The sequence below is a fragment of the Streptomyces humi genome (assembly GCF_001005085.2).
GTDB lineage: Bacteria > Actinomycetota > Actinomycetes > Streptomycetales > Streptomycetaceae > Streptomyces > Streptomyces humi.
Genome location: NZ_LBMU02000003.1, coordinates 128,804 through 149,519, shown reverse-complemented (window position 1 = coordinate 149,519; position 20,716 = coordinate 128,804). Strand labels below are relative to the sequence as shown.

At 70.8% G+C, this 20,716-nt stretch carries 14 protein-coding genes; 11 read left to right on the top strand and 3 right to left on the bottom strand.

Translation table 11 applies throughout. The annotated features are described in order from the left end of the window. Positions 1 to 2 precede the first annotated feature (2 nt). From AAW13_RS01825 to holA, 8 genes are all read left to right on the top strand, one after another. The gene (locus tag AAW13_RS01825; protein ID WP_046733207.1) at positions 3 to 731 is read left to right on the top strand and encodes a hypothetical protein; all 729 of its coding nucleotides are present in this window, start codon (positions 3 to 5) and stop codon (positions 729 to 731) included. Between the two features lie 72 nt (positions 732 to 803). Further along, positions 804 to 1,649: a DegV family protein gene (locus AAW13_RS01820; RefSeq protein ID WP_046733206.1), complete on the top strand. Its 846-nt coding sequence runs from the start codon at positions 804 to 806 to the stop codon at positions 1,647 to 1,649. 129 nt (positions 1,650 to 1,778) lie between these two features. Beyond that, positions 1,779 to 2,951: a ComEA family DNA-binding protein gene (locus AAW13_RS01815; protein WP_046733205.1), complete on the top strand. Its 1,173-nt coding sequence runs from the start codon at positions 1,779 to 1,781 to the stop codon at positions 2,949 to 2,951. Positions 2,952 to 2,995: 44 nt separating this feature from the next. Then, entirely contained in the window at positions 2,996 to 5,563 is a 2,568-nt protein-coding gene (locus AAW13_RS01810) for a ComEC/Rec2 family competence protein (protein WP_046733232.1), read from the top strand. A 4-nt stretch (positions 5,564 to 5,567) separates the two neighbouring features. After that, a complete protein-coding gene (locus tag AAW13_RS01805; RefSeq protein WP_046733231.1) occupies positions 5,568 to 6,428 on the top strand; it encodes an arylamine N-acetyltransferase family protein in 861 nt (286 codons plus the stop codon). A 174-nt stretch (positions 6,429 to 6,602) separates the two neighbouring features. Continuing rightward, positions 6,603 to 7,484: a YceI family protein gene (locus tag AAW13_RS01800; RefSeq protein ID WP_071659384.1), complete on the top strand. Its 882-nt coding sequence runs from the start codon at positions 6,603 to 6,605 to the stop codon at positions 7,482 to 7,484. A 51-nt stretch (positions 7,485 to 7,535) separates the two neighbouring features. Further along, positions 7,536 to 7,781 carry a hypothetical protein gene (locus AAW13_RS01795; protein WP_046733203.1) on the top strand — a complete coding sequence of 82 codons (246 nt, stop codon included), beginning with the start codon at positions 7,536 to 7,538 and terminating at the stop codon, positions 7,779 to 7,781. Positions 7,782 to 7,900: 119 nt separating this feature from the next. After that, entirely contained in the window at positions 7,901 to 8,890 is a 990-nt protein-coding gene (holA, locus tag AAW13_RS01790) for a DNA polymerase III subunit delta (protein WP_206306128.1), read from the top strand. Between the two features lie 222 nt (positions 8,891 to 9,112). Here the strand turns inward: holA and rpsT are convergent, their stop codons facing one another. Then, positions 9,113 to 9,379 (bottom strand): 30S ribosomal protein S20, encoded by a 267-nt coding sequence (rpsT, locus tag AAW13_RS01785; RefSeq protein ID WP_046733201.1) that lies wholly within the window; start codon positions 9,377 to 9,379, stop codon positions 9,113 to 9,115. 254 nt (positions 9,380 to 9,633) lie between these two features. Between rpsT and lepA the strand changes: the two genes are divergently transcribed. Next, on the top strand, positions 9,634 to 11,508 hold the full coding sequence (gene lepA / locus AAW13_RS01780; RefSeq protein WP_046733200.1) for a translation elongation factor 4: 1,875 nt from the start codon (positions 9,634 to 9,636) through the stop codon (positions 11,506 to 11,508). Between the two features lie 272 nt (positions 11,509 to 11,780). Then, positions 11,781 to 13,655, top strand: coding sequence for an AMP-dependent synthetase/ligase (locus tag AAW13_RS01775; protein WP_046733199.1), 1,875 nt, complete (start codon positions 11,781 to 11,783; stop codon positions 13,653 to 13,655). Between the two features lie 57 nt (positions 13,656 to 13,712). Here the strand turns inward: AAW13_RS01775 and AAW13_RS01770 are convergent, their stop codons facing one another. Together AAW13_RS01770 and AAW13_RS01765 are read right to left on the bottom strand one after the other, a co-directional pair. Then, positions 13,713 to 14,273 carry a response regulator gene (locus tag AAW13_RS01770; RefSeq protein ID WP_046733198.1) on the bottom strand — a complete coding sequence of 187 codons (561 nt, stop codon included), beginning with the start codon at positions 14,271 to 14,273 and terminating at the stop codon, positions 13,713 to 13,715. After that, positions 14,270 to 18,370 carry a HAMP domain-containing protein gene (locus tag AAW13_RS01765; RefSeq protein WP_206306127.1) on the bottom strand — a complete coding sequence of 1,367 codons (4,101 nt, stop codon included), beginning with the start codon at positions 18,368 to 18,370 and terminating at the stop codon, positions 14,270 to 14,272. Before AAW13_RS01765 ends, AAW13_RS01770 begins: the two co-directional genes overlap by 4 nt. Positions 18,371 to 18,472: 102 nt before the next feature. On the opposite strand from AAW13_RS01765, the gene AAW13_RS01760 reads away from it, so the two are divergent. Continuing rightward, positions 18,473 to 20,563 (top strand): SpoIIE family protein phosphatase, encoded by a 2,091-nt coding sequence (locus tag AAW13_RS01760; protein WP_240528497.1) that lies wholly within the window; start codon positions 18,473 to 18,475, stop codon positions 20,561 to 20,563. Positions 20,564 to 20,716: the final 153 nt, after the last annotated feature.

The window sequence follows — 20,716 nt, the reverse complement described above, 5'->3', positions numbered from 1 at the left end:
CCGTGGAAGCAGTGATCGCCGTATTCGCCGTGCTGTTCCTGCTCTTCGTCGCAGGCGGGGCCTATGTCACCTTCAAGGCGGTCGGTGCCGCCAAGCGCGGAGTGGACCGTACGATCACGCAGGCCCGGCGTACGGTCGAGGACCACACACTGCGCGCCAGGTCCATGGTCCAGATCGGCCCCGCGGCCGAGATCGCCCAGCTCCGCCTCGCCCTGCGCACCTCCATGCGGGCCACCCAGGACGCGTTGCACGCGGGCGTCACCGAGGACGAGTCGCTGAAGGAGTCCCTCGCTCTCTTCGAGCGGCTCAGCGCCCACGGGCAGGAACTGGACGGTGAACTCAGGCGCCTGGAGACCGAACCGGACCGGGCGACGCTCGTCACGAGACTGCCCGGGCTGCGTCGGCGTACGAAGCGTGTCACCGAGTCCGCGGACGCGTTGCGCTGGGCGGCCCGCGACCGGGCCCGCCGCTTCGCCGACGACGATCTGGACACCCTGAGCGCGCAGATCGGTGTCGAGGCGGACGCCCTGCGCCACTGGGCCCGGCCCGCCTCCGGGCCCGAGACCCCGCCGTGGCCCGCGGCGGCCCCCGGACAGGGTGACCGTCAGACCTGGCCGGAGGCGCCCCGGCCGGACACGGCTGAGGAGCCCGGACAGTCCGCGATCACTCCGCCCGGCCCGCCACGGGTGTACCCGTGGCAGAAGAAGCCCCGGCCGGAGAGCACCACTTGAGGCGGCCGGTCCCGGTCCGGGTGAGCGGGGGCGGGCTGCCGCGCCCGGGCTACGCCAGGTAACCTCCAGCTCATGTCCCGCCATGTCGCGATCGTCACCGATTCAACGGCCTACCTGCCGCCGCGGACGATGGAGCGGCACGGCATCACCGCGGTTCCCCTGACCGTGGTCCTGGGCAACCGGGCACTCGAAGAGGGCACGGAGATCTCGACCCGTTCGCTGGCTCAGGCGTTGCAGAAGCGGCGTCCCGTCACCACGTCCCGGCCCAGCCCCGAGGTGTTCGCCGAAACCTACCGCAGGGTCGCCGAGTCGGGGGCGACCGGCATCGTCTCGCTGCACCTGTCCGCCGAACTGTCGGGCACGTACGACGCCGCGGTCGTCGCGGCCCGCCAAGCACCGGTTCCCGTGCGGGTGGTGGACACCGGGATGGTCGCGATGGCGCTCGGTTTCTGCGCGCTCGCGGCGGCCGAGGCCGCCGACGCCGGCGGCACCTTGGACGAGGCCGTCACGGCGGCGGAGAAGCGGGCCGCGGGCACCTCGGCGTACTTCTACGTCGACACCCTCGACTATCTGCGCCGCGGCGGCCGTATCGGCGCCGCCCAGGCCCTGCTGGGTTCCGCGCTCGCCGTGAAGCCCCTGCTCCAGCTGGACGGCGGTCGGATCGATCTCCTGGAGAAGGTACGGACGGCGTCCCGGGCCATCGCCCGGCTCGAGGAACTCGCGACCGAGCGGGCCGGCGACGCCGAGGTGGACATCGCCGTCCACCATCTCGCGGCCCCCGACCGGGCCGCCGCTCTCGCCGACCGGCTGCGGGCCCGGGTGCCGGGGCTGGCCGACCTTCATGTGAGCGAGGTCGGCGCGGTCATCGGGGCACACACCGGACCCGGGTTGCTCGGAGCGGTCGTCTCCCCACGCTGACCTGCGGACCCCGGACCCCGGCCCGGCACGATCACTCGTCCGGGTGGCGGAGTTGTCCACAACCCGGTCGTGGTCCACGGAAACCGAGCAAGATCATCGCGGATCCGTGCGAAGCCCGATCCTCGTCGCATGGCACTTCGATCACGCTCACACGAGACACACGCGACCAGCGGCCCGGGCCGGGGCCCTGCTTCCGACGGCCGCACCCGGCACCGGCGGCCCCCGGTCCGGGCCGGCGCCCGTCACCGCCCCGCTCCCGCGGACGAACTGCGCCGCCGGGCGGAACTCCTCTTCGGCGAACGAGGGGTCACCAGGCAGCGGCGAGGGCAGGGACAAGGACCTCCTGCCGCGGGGACGGTGACCGGCACCGGTTCAGCGCCCGGACTGACCGCGGCGACCACCGCGGTGCGCACGGCCGGCACCGGGATGCGCACCGCCGTGGCGGCGCTGTCGACGGCGGCGGCCGTCGTGTCGTCGGCCCGCACCCTCGCCGGTGAGAACAGGGACCGGCGCGCGTCGGCGCTTCCCGGGCTTCGGGCTCGGTTCGGGGTCGCCGTGCGGGAACGGATGCCGGTGTGGGTGCAGACGCGCTGCGGTCTGGAACGCCGGGGTGCGGTAGCCCTCGGGGTGGTTCTCGTCGTGGCCGGGGCGCTGGCCGTGCAGCACTTCTGGACGGGCCGGACCGAGTCCGTGAGCGCCCCGGAGGTGGTGCGCGCCCAGACACCGTTCGAGAGGAATCCGCAGCCCGGGCGGCCCGAGAGGAACAACGGGGAGAACGTGGCGGCCGCCGGTGCCGGCATGGGCACCGCAGCCGGCCCCGGCACCACCGCGGCGGCCGGTGGGGCCGGTGGTGAGGTCGTGGTGGACGTCACCGGGAAGGTCCGTGAGCCGGGGGTGCACACCCTGCCGGCCGGGTCCCGGGTGGCCGACGCGCTGCGGGCGGCCGGCGGGGTACGGCCCGGAGCGGACACCGACGGACTCAATCGGGCCCGTTTCCTGATGGACGGCGAACAGATCGTCGTCGGGGGTCCCGCTCCGCCGGCCGCGGCGGGCCAGGCCGGGCAGGCGGGCCGGACCGCTGGGGGTGTCGGTGCGGGAGCCGGTCCTTCGGAGCCGGTCTCCCTGAACACGGCGACGGTGGAGCAGCTCGACGCTCTGCCGGGAGTTGGGCCTGTGCTGGCCCAGCACATCGTCGACTACCGCACCCGGCATGTCGGTTTCCGTTCGGTCGACGAACTCCGCCAGGTCAAGGGCATCGGCGATCGCCGCTTCTCCGACCTGCGGGACCTGGTACGGCCATGAGCCGGGCGACCGACGGCACCCCGCCGCGATCCGTGCCCCACTCCATGCCCCTGCCCCTGCCCATGCCCCGGTCCGCGGCCCCGCACGGGTCCGGCCATTCAGGCTCGGACCCGCGGCGGGGGACCGTACCTCCCCGGAACGACGGCACCGCGGACCTGCGGCTGGTGCCGCCTGCCCTCGCGGTCTGGGTGACGGCGGCGCTGGCGCTGGACGCGCCGCCGGGGTGGACGGCCGGGATCTTCGTCGGCTGCCTGGTGACCGGGTTGATCCTGCTGTGGCGGAGCCGGGCGGGGGCACGACCGCGGAACATGACCGGCGACGCACCGCCACCCCGGCCGGCCTGGCGGGGAGCTTCCGTCGGTGCGCTGCTGCTCTGCGTCGCCGGGGCGGCCGTCTCCGCGGGGTTGCACGGGGCGGATGTGCGCCGGGGGCCGGTGCCGGGACTGGCCCACGAGTACGCGACCGTGACCGCGGAGGTGGAACTCACCGGTGACCCCTGGGTCAGCAGGCCCCGGGTACGGGGAGACCACGCCACGTCGGCCGCCGTGCTGGCGCGCGGTGAGGTGAGGCGGGTGGAGCGGGGCGACGGGACGGTGGTGACGACGCGTTCGCCGGTGCTGGTGGTCGTCGACACCGGGGTGGCGGCGCCCGGCGGTGGCGGCCGGGCCGAGTGGCTGGGGCTGCTGCCCTCCACGCGGCTGCGGGTGACCGGGCGGCTGGCGGCGCCGACCACGGGAGGGGACCGGGTCGCGGCGATGCTCCGGGTACGGGAGCACCCCGCGCCGGCCGTGGTGGGCGAGCCGAGCGGACCGCAGCGGCTGGCCGGACGGCTGCGGGCAGGGCTGCGGGAGGCGACCGACGGGCTGCCCGAGGACGCGCGGGCGCTGCTGCCGGGACTGGTCGTCGGCGACACCTCGAGGATCACCCCCGAACTGGACGAGGCCTTCGAGGAGACCGATCTCGCACACACCCTCGCGGTGTCGGGCAGCAACCTCACCATCCTGCTCGCGCTGCTCATCGGGCCGCCGGGACTGGCGCAGCAGGTCGAGCGGCGCGGGCTCGCCCCGCGTCTGGGGCTGTCGCTGCGGGCGACCGCGCTGTTCTCGTCGGCGCTCACGCTCGGGTTCGTCGTCGTGTGCCGGCCGGATCCCAGCGTGCTGCGGGCGGCTGCCTGCGGGGCCGTCGCCCTGATGGCCCTGGCCACCGGCCGCCGCCGGTCCCTGATGCCGGCGCTGGCCACGGCGGTACTGCTGCTGGTGCTCTACGACCCGTGGCTGTCCCGCAGCTACGGTTTCCTGCTGTCCGTGCTGGCCACCGGATCGCTGCTGGTGCTGGCGCCGGGGTGGAGCGAGGCGCTGCGGCGGCGTGGGGTGCCGGAGCGGCTGGCCGAGGGTTTGGCCGCGGCGGCCGCCGCGCAGGCGGTGTGCGGGCCGGTGGTAGCGGTGCTGTCGGCGCGGGTGAGTCTGGTGGCGGTGCCCTGCAACCTGCTGGCGGAGCTCGCGGTCGCGCCGGCCACGGTTCTGGGGTTCGCGGCGCTCGCGGTCGCTCCGGTGGCGATGCCGGTGGCCAAGGTGCTGGCGTGGTGCGCGGGTTGGCCCGCCGGGTGGATCGCGGGGATCGCCCGGACCGGGGCCGGGCTGCCAGGGGCGGGGGTGGACTGGCCGGGGAGCTGGGCGGGGGCGCTGCTGCTGGCCGGGATCACGGTGGCCGTCGTACCGCTGGGACGGCGGTTGCTGCGGCATCCGTGGTGGTGCGGGGCACTGGGGGTGCTGCTGGTCCTGCTGGTGGTACGGCCGGCGCCGCTGACCCGGGTGGTCACGGGCTGGCCGCCGCCCGGCTGGCGGCTGGCGATGTGCGACGTGGGGCAGGGCGACGCGACGGTGCTCGCGGCGGGCGCGGGCACGGGAGTGGTGGTGGACGCCGGGCCCGATCCGAAGCTGGTCGACCACTGCCTGAGGGAACTCGGCATCACCCGCGTTCCGCTGGTCGTCCTCACCCACTTCCACGCCGATCACGTGGCCGGACTGCCCGGGGTGCTGCGGGGACGTGAGGTCGCGCAGATCGAGACGACCGGGTTTCCGGAACCGGCGGACCAGGCGGAGTTCGTCACACGGGAGGCGGCCGCGCACGGTGTCCCTCTCACGCGCGCGGTGGCCGGGGAGCGGCGCAGGACCGGGCCGCTGGACTGGCAGGTGCTGTGGCCGCCGCCGGATCCGGCGCCGGAACCGGACGGGCCGAACGACGCCAGTGTCACCCTGCTGGTGCGTTCGGCGGGGCTGCGCATGCTGCTGCTCGGGGATCTCGAACCCCCGGCCCAGCAGGAACTCCTGAGATCACCGGCGGCCGCCGTGCTGGGCCGGGTGGATGTGCTGAAGGTCGCCCATCACGGGTCCGCTTTCCAGGACCCGGAGTTGATACGGCGGGTGGCGCCGAGGATCGCGCTGATCTCCTGCGGGGCGGACAACCCGTACGGGCATCCGGCACCGGGGACCGTCGCCGGACTGGAGGCCCTGGGGGCGGTCGTGCTGCGCACGGACCGGGACGGGGCGCTCGCGGTGACCGGTGGCGGCAGCGGACGGCGGGCGGGGGAACTGGGAGTGGCGCGAGACTGAGGGCATGAACTCGGTGAACTCCGCGCGGATCGACGCCTACCTCCACCGTCTCGGCACCGCCCGTCCGCCCCGGCCCAGCGCCGCTGCCCTGCGTGAGCTGCATCTGCGGCATCTGCTGACGGTGCCCTTCGAGAACCTGTCGATCCACCTCGGTGAGGAGATCGTGCTGGAGGAGGAGCGGCTGCTGGACAAGGTGGTGGGTGCGGGCCGCGGCGGGTTCTGCTACGAGCTCAACGGCGCGTTCGCCGTCCTGCTCACCGCGCTGGGCTTCGGGGTGACGCCGCTGGCGGGGCGGGTGTACGGGGAGGCGGGGAGGTTGGGGATCCCGTACGACCATCTCGCGCTGCGGGTACGGACGGTGGACGGGAGCGAATGGCTGGCGGACGTCGGGTTCGGGGCGCACAGCCACTACCCGCTGGCGTTCGCGGAGCGGGGCGAACAGGCTGACCCGGGCGGGTCGTTCCGGATCACGGAAACCGGACCGGACGCGGCGGAGGCGGCGGCGGGCGGAGCGGGCGACGGGGCGTCCGGGGATCTGGACGTGCTGCGGAACGGGCGGCCGGAGTACCGGCTGGAGGTCAGGCCGCGGGTGCTCGGGGATTTCACGGCCGGGGTGTGGTGGCACAGCACCTCGCCGGCGTCGCACTTCACGCAGTCACTGGTCTGTTCCCGGGTCACCGAGGACGGCGGCCGGATCACGCTCGGGGGACGGACGCTGACGGTGACGACGGCGGAGGGAGCGCGCGACGTGCGGGAGTTGGGGAGTGACGAGGAGGTGCTCGGGGTCTACCGGGTTCGGTTCGGGATCGAACTGGACCGTGTGCCGGCTGTGCGAAAGCTACGAAAGGACGACCAGATCGGCTGATTCGGTCGTCACGGGATTACACGCCACTAGTGCCGCATAGTGTGCTACTCGTGGGTAGTCGCGGCGCATGGGCTGGATTACCGCTATGTGGGCCTGTGTTGCCTCGAAAGCCTCATCAGTGATCGAATGTATCTCCGGTAACGGGTGGTGGCGAGGCGTACAGGGGTGGCGTGGATGTTCGGCCGCTTGATGGGAAACCGAACGAACCGGGTGCAGCGGACGAGCCCCCTCGCGGCGGTGCACATTCCGCCGGATGCCGGGGTGCTGAGCTGCCGGGTGCTCGACCCGGTCAACGAACCGGTGGCGAATGCGGAGTTCGCGGTCAGCGATGCCATGGGGCGCACGGTGGTCAGCGGGGGCGCCGACCCCTACGGGTCGTTCATGACGACCGTGCCGGCCGGGGAGTACCGGCTGGCGGTGTTCGCCGAGGGGTTCACGCCGTACCGGGCCACCGCGCAGGTCGGCGAGAACTCCCTCGCCTCGCTCGGCGACGTGACACTTCAGGTCGCCCAGCCGCCCGAACTGCCGCCCCCCGGGGACTGGGAGATCGAGCCCGCGCACTCCTCGATCGGGTTCACCGCGCGGCACATCGGGCTGGCCCGGATCCACGGGCGGTTCAACTCGTTCGCGGGTGCGGTGCGGATCGCCGAACAGATGGAGCAGTCCGCGATGCACGTGGTGATCGACGCCGCGACCATCGACACGCGTGTGCGGATGCGGGACGACCATTTGAGGTCGGCGGACTTCCTGGACGTGCAGCGGTTCCCGACGCTGGAGTTCTACAGCGAGCGGTTCGTGCACAGGGGCGGCGCCAGGTGGGCCGTCACCGGGGCGCTGTCGCTGCACGGCGTGACGCGGACGGTCACGCTGGACACCGAGTACCTCGGCCTCGGCAACGGCATGGAGGGCGAGGTGCGGGCGGCCTGCCGGGCCACCACCGAACTGCACCGCGACGACTTCACCGTGAGCTGGCAGACCATGCTGGCGCGCGGGATCGCGGTCGTCGGACCGAGCATCCGGATCGACCTGGACGTGCAGATCGTGCCCAAGGGCTGAGCCGGCCGTCCTGGCTCGGTCCGGTGCGCGGCGGTGCCCGAGAATGATGCCGTGAGCGATGTGAGACATGTGCTGGTGCTGCCGGACCGGGACGCGGCGGAGGAGGCGGCCGAGGCGCTCGGGGAGCGGTTCGCAGTCGCCGAGGAGCCACGGCTGGTACGGGACGCGCTGGCGGGGGAGGACGACGCGGAGGACGCGCAGTGGCTGGTGCTGCTGAGGGACGAGGAAGGCCTGCTGGACCCGGCGGCGCTGGACGAGTTCGCGGGGGAGTGGGAGGGCTGGCGGGAGGAGCCGTGACCTGCCCTTCCCGGCGGACGTGCCGTTCTTGTCGAAGGTGCCGTTCCCGGCGGAGGTGCCGGTGAGCGGCGGCCGGCTGTCCGGCCGCGTTGTCAGTGGACCGTGGGATGCTTGGCGCGATGGCCAAGAAGACTGCTGATGACGATCCGCTCGCCCCGGTGACCCTTGCCGTGGGCCAGGAGGACCTGCTGCTCGACCGTGCCGTGCAGCAGGTGGTGGCCGCCGCCCGGGCCGCCGACGCCGACACGGACGTCCGGGACCTGGCCCCGGACCAGTTGCAGCCCGGCACCCTCGCGGAGCTGACCAGCCCGTCGCTGTTCGCCGAGCGCAAGGTCGTGGTCGTACGCAACGCGCAGGACCTGTCCGCCGACACCGTCAAGGACGTGAAGGCGTATCTCGGGGCGCCCGCCGAGGAGATCACGCTCGTGCTGCTGCACGCGGGCGGCGTCAAGGGCAAGGGAGTGCTGGACGCGGCCCGCAAGGCGGGGGCGCGGGAGGTCGCGTGCCCGAAGATGACCAAGCCCGCCGACCGGCTCGCGTTCGTACGCGGTGAGTTCCGGGCGCTCGGGCGGTCCGCGACGCCGGAGGCCTGCCAGGCCCTCGTCGACGCCATCGGCAGTGATCTGCGGGAACTGGCGTCGGCGGTGTCGCAGCTCACCGCGGACGTCGAGGGCACCGTCGACGAGGCAGTCGTCGGGCGGTACTACACGGGGCGGGCCGAGGCGTCGAGCTTCACCGTCGCCGACCGGGCCGTGGAAGGACGGACGGCCGAGGCGCTGGAGGCGTTGCGCTGGTCGCTGGCGACCGGGGTCGCACCGGTGATGATCACGAGCGCGCTCGCGCAGGGCGTGCGGGCGATCGGGAAGCTGTCCGGAGCCCGGGGCGGCCGGCCCGCCGATCTCGCGCGGGAACTCGGGATGCCGCCGTGGAAGATCGACCGGGTACGGCAGCAGATGCGCGGCTGGACACCGGACGGGGTCGCGGTCGCGCTGCGGGCCGTTGCCGAGGCCGACGCGGGGGTGAAGGGCGGCGGGGACGACCCCGAGTACGCCCTGGAGAAGGCCGTGGTGACCATCGCGCGCGCCGCACGGTCGCGGGGGCGCGGCTAGCGCCGGCCGGCCCGTGCTCCGGGTGCCCGGAGCCGCGCGCACCGAAGGCCCCGTCCGTCGCCCTGGGGAAGGGCGGAGGACGGGGCCTTCGGTTCAAGCTGTCGGATCAACGCCCGCGTGGCGAACGCAGGCCGCGCGTCGATCCTCGGTGTGCCGGTCGGGAGCGGATGAGAGAGGGCCCGCTCTGGGTCCTTCCGGCGGTCAGATCAAGAAAGAAGAGGTTCAGCCCTGGAGGGAAGCGACCTTGGAAGCAAGCGCCGACTTCTTGTTGGCGGCCTGGTTCTTGTGGATGACGCCCTTGGAGACGGCCTTGTCGAGCTGACGCGCGGCAGCGCGCTGGAGCTCGGTGGCCTTCTGGACGTCACCCGCGGCAGCGGCCTCGCGGGCCTTGCGGATCGCGGTCTTCAGGGAGGACTTGACGGCCTTGTTGCGCAGCCGAGCCTTCTCGTTGGTCTTGATCCGCTTGATCTGGGACTTGATGTTCGCCACGAATGAGCCTTTTCAGGTTCAGGCACGGGCCAGGATTTCTCCGGGCAACGAAGGCATGGAGAGATCCGGGTCGCGTACCGGGTGTTTTCTGATTGACAGTGCCTCGCGCTGAGAGGGCATGAGACACAGCTGCCCAGACTAGCAGCGGGGTGGCTGCCAGCCCAAACCGTCCCCCGGTCGCTCTCCATGGGACCATGGAGGCTACGTATCGATCCGACCCGAGGCATAAGGCGCCTCAAGAGACAGGACCCTGCGTGCCCGCGACCCCTAACAATGTGCCCGAGCCGAGCCGTACCGCCCCGGCTCTGATCCGCAATTTCTGCATCATCGCGCACATCGACCACGGCAAGTCCACGCTCGCCGACCGGATGCTCCAGCTGACCGGTGTGGTCGAGCAGCGGCAGATGCGTGCTCAGTACCTCGACCGGATGGACATCGAGCGCGAACGCGGCATCACGATCAAGTCCCAGGCGGTGCGTCTGCCCTGGGCCCCCACCGAGGGCCCGGACCAGGGCAGCACGCACATCCTCAACATGATCGACACCCCGGGGCACGTCGACTTCACCTATGAGGTCTCGCGGTCGCTGGCGGCCTGCGAGGGCACCATCCTCCTTGTCGACGCCGCCCAGGGCATCGAGGCGCAGACCCTCGCCAACCTGTACCTGGCGATGGAGAACGACCTCACGATCATCCCCGTGCTCAACAAGATCGACCTGCCGGCGGCGCAGCCGGAGAAGTTCGCCGAGGAACTGGCGAACCTGGTCGGCTGCGACCCGGACGACGTGCTGCGGGTCTCCGCGAAGACCGGTGTCGGCGTCGACGCGCTGCTGAACAAGGTCGTCAAGGAGATTCCGGCGCCGGTCGGTGTCGCCGACGCGCCCGCCCGGGCCATGATCTTCGACTCGGTCTACGACTCCTACCGCGGTGTCGTGACGTACGTCCGTGTCATCGACGGCCAGCTCAACAAGCGCGAGCGCATCAGGATGATGTCGACGGGTGCCACGCACGAGCTGCTGGAGATCGGGACCAACTCGCCGGAGATGCTGTCCGCGGACGGCCTGGGCGTCGGCGAGGTCGGTTACCTGATCACCGGTGTGAAGGATGTCCGGCAGTCCAAGGTCGGTGACACCGTCACCAGTCAGAACAAGGGCGCCACGGAGGCCCTGGGCGGCTACAAGGACCCGAAGCCCATGGTCTTCTCCGGGCTCTATCCGCTCGACGGCTCCGACTATCCGGAGCTGCGCGAGGCGCTGGACAAGTTGCAGCTCAACGATGCCGCGCTCGTCTACGAACCGGAGACCTCCGCCGCCCTCGGCTTCGGTTTCCGCGTCGGCTTCCTCGGCCTGCTGCACCTGGACGTGATCCGGGAGCGGCTGGAGCGCGAGTTCGGTCTCGATCTCATCGCCACCGCGCCCAACGTGGTCTACCGCGTGGTCATGGAGGACGGGACCGAGTACACCGTCACCAATCCGAGCGAATTCCCCGAGGGGAAGATCAACGAGGTGTACGAGCCCGTCGTACGGGCCACGATCCTCGCGCCGACCGAGTTCATCGGCTCGATCATGGAGCTGTGCCAGACCCGGCGCGGCACGCTGCTCGGGATGGACTACCTCTCCGAGGACCGGGTCGAGATCCGGTACACCCTTCCCCTCGCGGAGATCGTCTTCGACTTCTTCGACCAGTTGAAGTCGAAGACCCGTGGTTACGCCTCGCTCGACTACGAGCCCACCGGTGAGCAGACGTCCAGCCTGGTGAAGGTCGACATCCTGCTGCACGGCGACAAGGTCGACGCGTTCTCGGCGATCACGCACAAGGACGCGGCCTACGCCTACGGTGTGCGGCTCGTCGCGAAGCTGCGCGAGCTGATTCCCCGGCAGGCCTTCGAGGTGCCCATCCAGGCCGCCATCGGCTCCCGGGTCATCGCCCGCGAGACCATCCGTGCCATCCGCAAGGACGTCCTCGCCAAGTGCTACGGCGGCGACATCTCCCGCAAGCGCAAGCTGCTGGAGAAGCAGAAGGAAGGCAAGAAGCGGATGAAGATGGTGGGTTCCGTGGAGGTTCCTCAGGAGGCCTTCATCGCGGTCCTGAGCAGTGATGACAGCGCGGGATCGGCCAAGAGCAAGAAGTAACCGACGGTAACAGTCGATCGCGGTCGCAAACCGGGCGCAACAGGGGTCCGCCGTACGAAAGCGCGGCGGGCCCCTACGCGCGCGTAGCGTCGCTCTGCGTGGAAGATGCGGGGAAACAGACAGGCCGATGCCCCTTACGCACAGCCCGGTCGCGGCTTACTCTGATCCCTGCTCGATAGTTACTCGCGAGTTAAACAACCAGCGTCAGCCCCACCGTGAGTACACCCAGCCGCACTGAGCCAGCCGCACCGTCGCGGGTCCCGGAGGATGTCGTGAGCGACACACAGACACTGATCGAGAACCGACCGCCGTCCGTGGCGGCCCTCTTCCTGGATCGGGTGACGGCCACACCGGACGCCGAGGCCTACCGCTACCCGGTACCCGCCGCCTCCGGCGAGGGCCCGGACGACTGGAAGTCGCTCAGCTGGGCGCAGGCGGCCGAACGGGTCTACGCCATCGCGGCCGGCCTCATCGAACTCGGCATCCAGCCCGAGCAGCGGGTCGCCCTCGCCTCCTCCACCCGCGTCGAGTGGATCCTCGCCGACCTCGGCATCCTGTGCGCCGGCGCGGCCACCACGACCGTCTACCCGCAGACCAACGCCGAGGAGTCGGCGTTCATCCTCTCCGACTCCGAGAGCCGGGTGCTGATCGCGGAGGACGCGGCCCAGCTCGCCAAGGCCGTCGAGAAGCGCGCGGAACTGCCCGAGCTCACCCAGGTCGTCGTCATCGACGGGGCCGGCGTCGAGACCGGCGACTGGGTCATCACCCTCGCCGAACTGGAACAGCGCGGCGCCAAGTACCTGGAGAAGCACCCCGAGCTGATCAAGGAGCGGGTCGGCGCGATCACCAAGGACCAGCTCGCCACGCTGATCTACACCTCCGGTACCACCGGCCGCCCCAAGGGTGTGCGGCTGCCGCAGGACAACTGGTCGTACATGGCGAAGGCGATCGCCGCGACCGGGCTGATCAGCGGCGAGGACGTGCAGTACCTGTGGCTGCCGCTCGCCCACGTCTTCGGCAAGGTGCTCACCTCCGGGCAGATCGAGGTCGGTCACGTCACCGCCGTCGACGGCCGCGTCGACAAGATCATCGAGAATCTGCCGGTCGTGCAGCCGACGTACATGGCCGCCGTGCCGCGCATCTTCGAGAAGGTCTACAACGGCGTCGCGGCGAAGGCCCGGGCGGGCGGCGCGGCCAAGTACAAGATCTTCCAGTGGGCGGCCGAGGTCGCCCGCGAGTACGCCAAGGTCACCCAGGACAACTTCCGCCGCACCGGCGCCGCGACCGCGCCCTTCGGGCTGGCCGCCAAGCACAAGGTCGCCGACGGCCTGGTGTACTCCAAGCTGCGCGAGGCCTTCGGCGGACGGCTGCGGGCCTGTGTCTCCGGCTCCGCCGCGCTGGCACCCGAGATCGGCTACTTCTTCGCCGGCGCCGGCGTGCACATCCTGGAGGGCTACGGCCTGACGGAGTCCTCGGCCGCGTCCTTCGTGAACCCCGGCGAGGCCTACCGCACCGGTACGGTCGGAAAGCCGCTGCCCGGCTGCGAGGTCCGGATCGCCGACGACGGGGAGATCCTGCTGCGCGGCCCCGGCATCATGCAGGGCTACCACGGGCTGCCGGAGAAGACCGCCGAGGTCCTGGAGAGCGACGGCTGGTTCCACACCGGTGACATCGGCGAACTGTCCCCTGACGGTTATCTGCGGATCACCGACCGGAAGAAGGACCTCATCAAGACGTCCGGCGGCAAGTACATCGCGCCGGCCGAGGTCGAGGGACAGTTCAAGGCGGTCTGCCCGTACGTCTCCAACATCCTCGTGCACGGCGCCGACCGGAACTTCTGCACCGCGCTGATCGCCCTCGACGAGCCCGCGATCCTCGAATGGGCCAAGGAGAACGGCCTGGACGGCAAGTCCTACGCCGAGGTCGTGGCCGCGCCGGTGACCGTCGAGATGGTCGACGGATACGTCAAGCAGCTCAACGAAGGTCTCCAGAAGTGGCAGACCATCAAGAAGTTCCGGCTGCTTCCCCGGGACCTCGACGTGGAGCACGGGGAGATCACGCCGAGTCTGAAGCTGAAGAGGCCGGTCGTGGAGCGGGAGTACAAGCATCTCATCGACGAGATGTACGCCGGGGCGCGGGAAGCCTAGAGCTGTCAGGTACGGGCGCGTGGGGGCCGGTCGCACGGTTCCCCGCGCCCGTTCGCGTCAGTACGACCTTTCCTTGCTCAGCAGTTGACGCAGTTTTCCGGCTTCTTTCTTCAGTGTTGCTACGTCGACGGGTTCCTCGGACAGGCGGTCCTCCAGGACCGCCAGTCGCTTGCTGAGTTCGTTGAAGCTCGCCTGTTCCCGGTTCAGCAGTGCCTGGAGTTGCTGGTTCTTCCGGTGCAGTTCCAGGAACACGTTGACCTTCGCCCGCAGCACCCACGGGTCGAACGGCTTGGTCAGGTAGTCGGCCGCGCCCGTCGCGTAGCCGCGGAACGCGTATCCCGCGTCCTCCTCCATGCCCGTCAGGAAGATGATCGGGACGTCTTTCGTCTGGTCGAGTCGTTTGATGTTCGCGGCCGTCTCGAAGCCGTCCATGCCCGGCATGCGGATGTCGAGGAGGACCACGGCGAAACGGCGGCGCAGCAGGGCCTTCATCGCCTCCTCACCGGAACGTGCCCGCACTATGGGCTCGTTCAGTGAGCCGAGAACGGCTTCCAGCGCGATGAGGTTGTCCTCCATGTCGTCGACCAGGAGGATGCCGGCCCGCTCGTCAGGGATCATTGCTCCGTCCGTTCGTTGTCGGCCGTGGCGACGGTTTCCGTGGTGTCGGGGTCCAGGAGCGCCGTGACGACGGTGAGCAGCCGGTCGACGTCCACCGGCTTGGGCACGTAGTCGTTGGCGCCGTGCGCGATGGACTTCTCCCGGTCGCCGGGCATCACCTTCGCCGTGAGGGCGACGATCGGCAGGCCTGTCCAGCGTGGGGCTCGGCGGATGGCCGCGATGGTCTCGTAGCCGTCCATCTCCGGCATCATGATGTCCATCAGGACGAGTTCGACGTCCGGGTTGCGTTCGAGGGTCTCGATGCCTTCCCGGCCGTTCTCCGCGTACAGCACCGGCATGCCGACGCGGCCCAGGACGTGGGTGAGCGCGAAGACGTTGCGGATGTCGTCGTCGATGATCAGGACGCGGCGGCCGGGGAGGATCCGGCCGGCGCGGCCGGACTGCCAGGCCTTGAGTTTCGCCGGTGCGGGCCAGGCGTCGTCCGTGTCGTGGGGGGCGGCGGGGCCGGGCAGTGCGAGAGGGCGGCCCTCCGGTGCGGTCGGGCCGGCGGCCGTGTGGCCGGGGCTGACGACCGGGACGTACAGGGTGAACGTCGAGCCGGTGCCCGGTTCGCTCTCGGCGACGATGTGGCCGCCGAGCAGGCCGGCGATCTCCCGGCTGATGGACAGGCCGAGGCCGGTGCCGCCGTACTTGCGGTTCGTGGTGCCGTCGGCCTGCTGGAACGCCTCGAAGATCACTGGGAGTTTTTCGGCGGCGATTCCGATGCCGGTGTCGGTGACCTGGAAGGCGATCACGTCGTCGCTGTCGCGGACGTAGTGGTGCTCGGGGTCCTTGACCCGGGACACCCGGAGTTCCACGCGTCCTTTGGCGGTGAACTTGATGGCGTTGGAGAGCAGGTTGCGCAGGATCTGCTGGAGGCGTTGTTCGTCCGAGTACATCTCGCGCGGTACGTCCTCGCCGACCGCGACCTCGAAGGCCAGCCCCCGGTCCAGGGTGAGCGGGCGGAAGGTGGCGTGGACGTAGTCGAGGAGTTTGATCAGGGGGAGTCGTTTGGGGCGGACGTCCATCCGGCCGGCCTCGATCTTCGACAGGTCGAGGATGTCGTTGATGAGCTGGAGCAGGTCCGAGCCCGAACGGTGGATCGTCGTGGCGAACTGGACCTCCTGGTCGGAGAGGCGGCCGTCCGGGTTGTCGGACAGCAGCCGGGCCAGGATCAGCAGGGAGTTCAGCGGGGTGCGCAGTTCGTGGGACATGTTCGCCAGGAACTCGGACTTGTACTGGGAGGAGGTCGCCAGCAGGGCTGCTTTCTCCTCCAGTTCGGCGTTGGAACGCTGTAGTTCGGCCTGTTGTTCCTGGAGTTCGTCCGAGCGTTCCTGGAGCTGCATCGCCAGCCGTTGCGACTCGCCGAGCAGGGACTCGGTGCGGGAGTTGGCGATGATCGTGTTGATCGCCACACCGATGGTGTTGACGAACTGGTCGAAGAACGCCAGGTGGACGTCGGAGAAGCGGGAGAAGGAGGCCAGTTCGATCACGCCGAGGAGTTTGTCCTCGAAGAGGATCGGGATGATGACGATCGTCGTCGGCGCGGCTTCCCCCAGCCCGCTGTTGATCTTGATGTAGTCCGGTGGGGTCTCCTCGACGAGGATCCGCTTCTTCTCACGGGCTGCCTGGTGGATCAGGCCGTGCACGGGGAGACCGCCGGTCTCGACGGTCGCGCCCTGCGCGGAGCCGTAGCCGGCGATGAAGGCGAGGCCCTTCGCCGGTACGGCCGTGGGCACGGTGGCGCCGTCGTCGTCCGGGTCGGCCAGGAAGAACGCGCCGTACTGGGCGTTCACCAGCGGGGTCAGTTCGCGCAGGATCAGGTCGGCGACCTCCATCAGGTCCCGGTGGCCCTGCATCAGTGCGGCGAGCCGGGCCAGGTTGGACTCCAGCCAGTCCTTCGCGCGGGTGGTCTCGCGCAGGTTGGCCACCATCAGGTTGATGTTGTCCTTCAGTTCGGCTACCTCGCCGCGGGCCTCGACCGTGATCGAGCGGGACATGTCGCCCTGGGCGACGGCGGAGGCGACCTCGGCGATCGCGCGGACCTGGGTGGTGAGGTTGAGCGCGAGTTCGTTCACGTTGGTCGTCAGGCGCTTCCAGGTGCCGTACACGCCCTCCACCCGGGCCTGGCCGCCGAGCTGGCCCTCGGATCCCACCTCCCGGGCCACGCGGGTCACCTCGGACGCGAAGGACGACAGCGTGTCGACCATCGTGTTGATGGTGGTCTTCAGTTCCAGGATCTCGCCGCGCGCGTCCACGTCGATCTTCCGGGACAGGTCGCCCTGGGCGACGGCCGTCGCGACCTGGGCGATGTTGCGCACCTGGGAGGTGAGGTTGTCGGCCATGTAGTTGACGTTGTCGGTGAGGTCCCGCCAGACCCCGGAGACGCCGAGGACCTGGGCCCGGCCGCCGAGCCGGCCGTCGGTGCCGACCTCGCGGGCCACGCGGGTCACCTCGTCGGCGAAGGCCCGCAGTTGTTGGACCATCGTGTTGACGGTGTCCTTGAGTTCGAGGATCTCGCCGCGTGCGTCGACGGTGATTTTCTTGGAAAGGTCGCCGTTGGCGACGGCTGTCGTCACCTGGGCGATGTTGCGGACCTGCGAGGTCAGGTTGAGCGCCATGAAGTTGACGTTGTCCGTGAGGTCTTTCCAGACGCCCGAGACGCCTCTGACCTGCGCCTGACCGCCGAGGTTTCCTTCGGTGCCGACTTCGCGGGCGACGCGGGTGACTTCGTCGGCGAAGGCGGAGAGCTGGTCGACCATCGTGTTGATGGTCGACTTCAGTTCAAGGATCTCGCCTTTCGCCTCCACCGTGATCTTCTTGCCGAGATCGCCCTGGGCGACGGCCGTGGAGACGAGGGCGATGTTGCGGACCTGCGAGGTCAGGTTGTCCGCCATGAAGTTGACGTTCTCGGTGAGGTCTTTCCAGACGCCGGAGACGCCTCTGACCTGCGCTCGGCCGCCGAGGTTTCCTTCGGTGCCGACTTCGCGGGCGACGCGGGTGACTTCGTCGGCGAAGGCGGAGAGCTGGTCGACCATCGTGTTGATGGTCGACTTCAGTTCAAGGATCTCGCCTTTCGCGTCGACGGTGATTTTCTGCGAAAGGTCGCCGTTGGCGACGGCTGTCGTCACCTGGGCGATGTTGCGGACCTGGGACGTCAGGTTCGACGCCATGAAGTTGACGTTGTCCGTGAGGTCCTTCCACACGCCGGAGACACCCCGTACCTGGGCGCGGCCGCCCAGCTGGCCCTCGGTGCCGACTTCGCGGGCGACCCGGGTGACCTCGTCGGCGAAGGCGGAGAGCTGGTCGACCATCGTGTTCACGGTGAGCTTCAGCTCCAGCAGCTCACCGGTCGCCTCGACGGTCACCGTGCGGGTGAGGTCGCCGCGGGCCACCGCGGTCGTCACCAGGGCGATGTCACGGACCTGCGCGGTCAGCCGGGACGCCATGGTGTTGACGGCCTCGGTCACGTCCCGCCAGCTGCCCGACAGGCCCTGCACCTTGGCCCGGCCGCCGAGCCGGCCCTCGGTGCCGACTTCGCGGGCCACCCGGGTCACCTCGCCGGTGAACAGGGACAGCTGGTCGACCGTCTTGTTCACCGTGCGGCCCAGCCGGCGCAGGTCGCCGCGCAACTGGCGGCTGCCGTCGTGCAGGTCGACCCGCTGGGTGAGGTCGCCGCCGGCCACCGCGTCGAGCACGCGCGTGGCGTTCGCCGCGGGGGCGACCAGGGCGTCGAGCACCTGGTTGACGTCGTTGACACGGGAGGTCCAGGCGCCCTGGCCGGGGCTCGCCGACAGCCGTTCGTCGAGACGGCCGTGGCGTACCAGTTCCCGTTTCACGCGCTGCACCTCGGTGTTGAAGTGAACGCTGCGGTCCAAGATCTGGTTGAAGACCGCGGTGAGTTCGGCGACGATCCCCTCCCCGGTCTCCGGCGCCTTGGTGAAGTCGCCGTCCCGCGCGGCGGTCATCGCGGCGAGCAGCGGGCGCAGTTCGGATGCTCGGAGTTGTTCCGGTTTCTGTCCGTCTTCGAGCACACGCGTAGCACTGTTCTCACTCATGGCGGCCCACTTCGGTAACTCGGTGCTTATGGGCGCAGTCAGTCTGTCACTCTGTCCGCATCCATCGGGATGTATTCGTCCGAACTGCTCGGGGAGCTGGACATGGGGGCCATACCCACGCAACGGGAGACCGTCTCCCCGGTCCGTGAGGCGCCTGCGCGCGACGAGGCGCCCGCGCACGAAAGCACGGTCCCGCGCGCGCAGGGGCGCGCGACTCTGCCGGGGAGCCCGCTGGCACCCGGTTCCGCCCGCGCGCTGGTGCGCGCTTCCCTGGACGAGTGGACGGACTGCGGACTGCTGGGCCGGGAACAGCGGCGGGTCGCCGAGGACGCCATGATCGTCGTCAGCGAACTGGTCACCAACGCCGTGGTGCACGCCGGCACCGACGTCGAGATCGACTGGTGGCTGGAGCAGCCCGCAGTCGAACAGCACCAGCAACATGCACAACGCGAGAAGCGTCAACAGCGCGAACAGCGCGAACAGCGCGAACAGCATGAACAGCATGAACAGCGCGAACAGCACCAACAGCACGAGCGGCATGAAGGGACGGCGCTCGTCGTCGAGGTGACCGACCACCATCCCTCTCGTGCCCCCCGCGACCACGCGGGCGAGACGCCGTACGAGACGCCGGAGTTCGGGCGGGGGCTGCGGCTGGTCGCCTCGCTCGCCGAGTCCTGGGGGGTGACCTACCGGACCGGCGCGAAGTCGGTGTGGGCCCGGCTGACCGGCCGCGGCGGCACCCTGCCCGACGAGCAGGAACTGCGGGTCGCCGGGATCCTCGCCCCCGAACCGCCTGCCTCCTCGGAGCCGCACACCCCGTCTCCCGCGCCGTCGCCCGCGCCCGACCAGGGATGCCCGCACCGGCCCGAGCGGGACCGGGACTGGCTCAACCGGGGCGCCCTGACCTTCCTCGCCGAGGCCTCCGACCTGCTCGCCGGACAGCTCGACGAGAACCTGGTGGCCGCGCTCACCGGCCAGCTGATCGTGCCGAGGCTCGCCGACTGGTGCGCGGTGTGGCTGGAGGACGAGGCGACCGTACGCGGCGGCTGGAACGACCCCACGGGTGCCGGCGGGCCGCGGCTGGCCCGGGTCTGGCACAGCAGCGAGAACCGCATCGAGGAACTGCGCAGGGCCCTGGAGAAGGACCCGCCGGGCGCGAAGGGCGGCTTACGGTCCGGGCCCGAGCCGTATCCCTGGCCCGGCGCGGCGCTCGGCCCGCAGGGCGCCCACGGCGCGGCGCTCGCCTACCGGCTGATCGCGGGTGGCCGTCCGCTCGGCACCCTCGTCATCGGACGCGCCGGCCCGGACGGCTTCCCCGACGAGATCACCGGCCTGGTCGAGGACTTCGGACGCCGGGTCGCCCTCGCCATCGGCGCGGCCCGCCAGTACGCCCGGCAGGCCACCATCAGCGCCGTCCTCCAGCGGGGGCTGCTGCCCGGCGCGGTCGCCGAGATCCCGGGCCTGCGCAGCGCGCTCGTCTACGAGCCGTGTGACATGGGCGGTCCCAGCGGCGACTTCTACGACCTGTTCCCGGCCGGTGACGGCCGCTGGTGCTTCGCCGTCGGCGACGTCCAGGGCAAGGGCCCGGAGGCGGCCGTCGTCATCGGCCTGGCGCGGCCCTGGCTGCGGCTCCTCGCGCGCGAGGGCTACCGGGTCGCCGACGTCCTCGACCGCCTGAACCAGCTGCTCCTCGACGACGCCACCGAGGCCGCCGACGCCGCCGCCCGCGCCCTGGTCGCCGCCGGCGGCCATCCGCTGCCCGCCGGGGACGGGCCGCAGACCCGGTTCCTGTCCCTCCTCTACGGCGAACTGACCCTCCTGGAGGAGGGCGGTGCCCGCTGTACCCTCGCCAGCGCCGGGCATCCGCTGCCGCTGCTGCTCGGCCCCGACGGCGAGGTACGCACCGCCGCCCGGCCGCAGACGCTGCTCGGGGTCGTCGAGGACGAGACGTACACCAGCGAGACCATCGAGCTCGCGCCCGGCGACAGCCTGCTGTGCGTGACCGACGGGGTCACCGAGCGCCGTTCCGGTTCCCGCCAGTTCGACGACGGCGACGGGCTCGCGCAGGCGCTGGCCGGCTGCGTGGGGCTGAGCGCCGAGCTGATCGCCGAGCGGATCAGACGGCTCGTCCACGAGTTCGGCGGCGGCCAGCCCGAGGACGACCTGGCACTGCTGGTCCTCCAGGCGGAATGACCACGCGGCCGCCGGGGCCGCACGAGGCCGGAGCCCCACCGGACCGGGGCACGCCCCGCGGACGAGGCCGTGCAGGGCACGCGTGTGTACAGGGTCGTGCAGGGCACGCGCGTGTACAGGGTCGTGCAGGGCACGCGCGCGTACGGTGTCGTA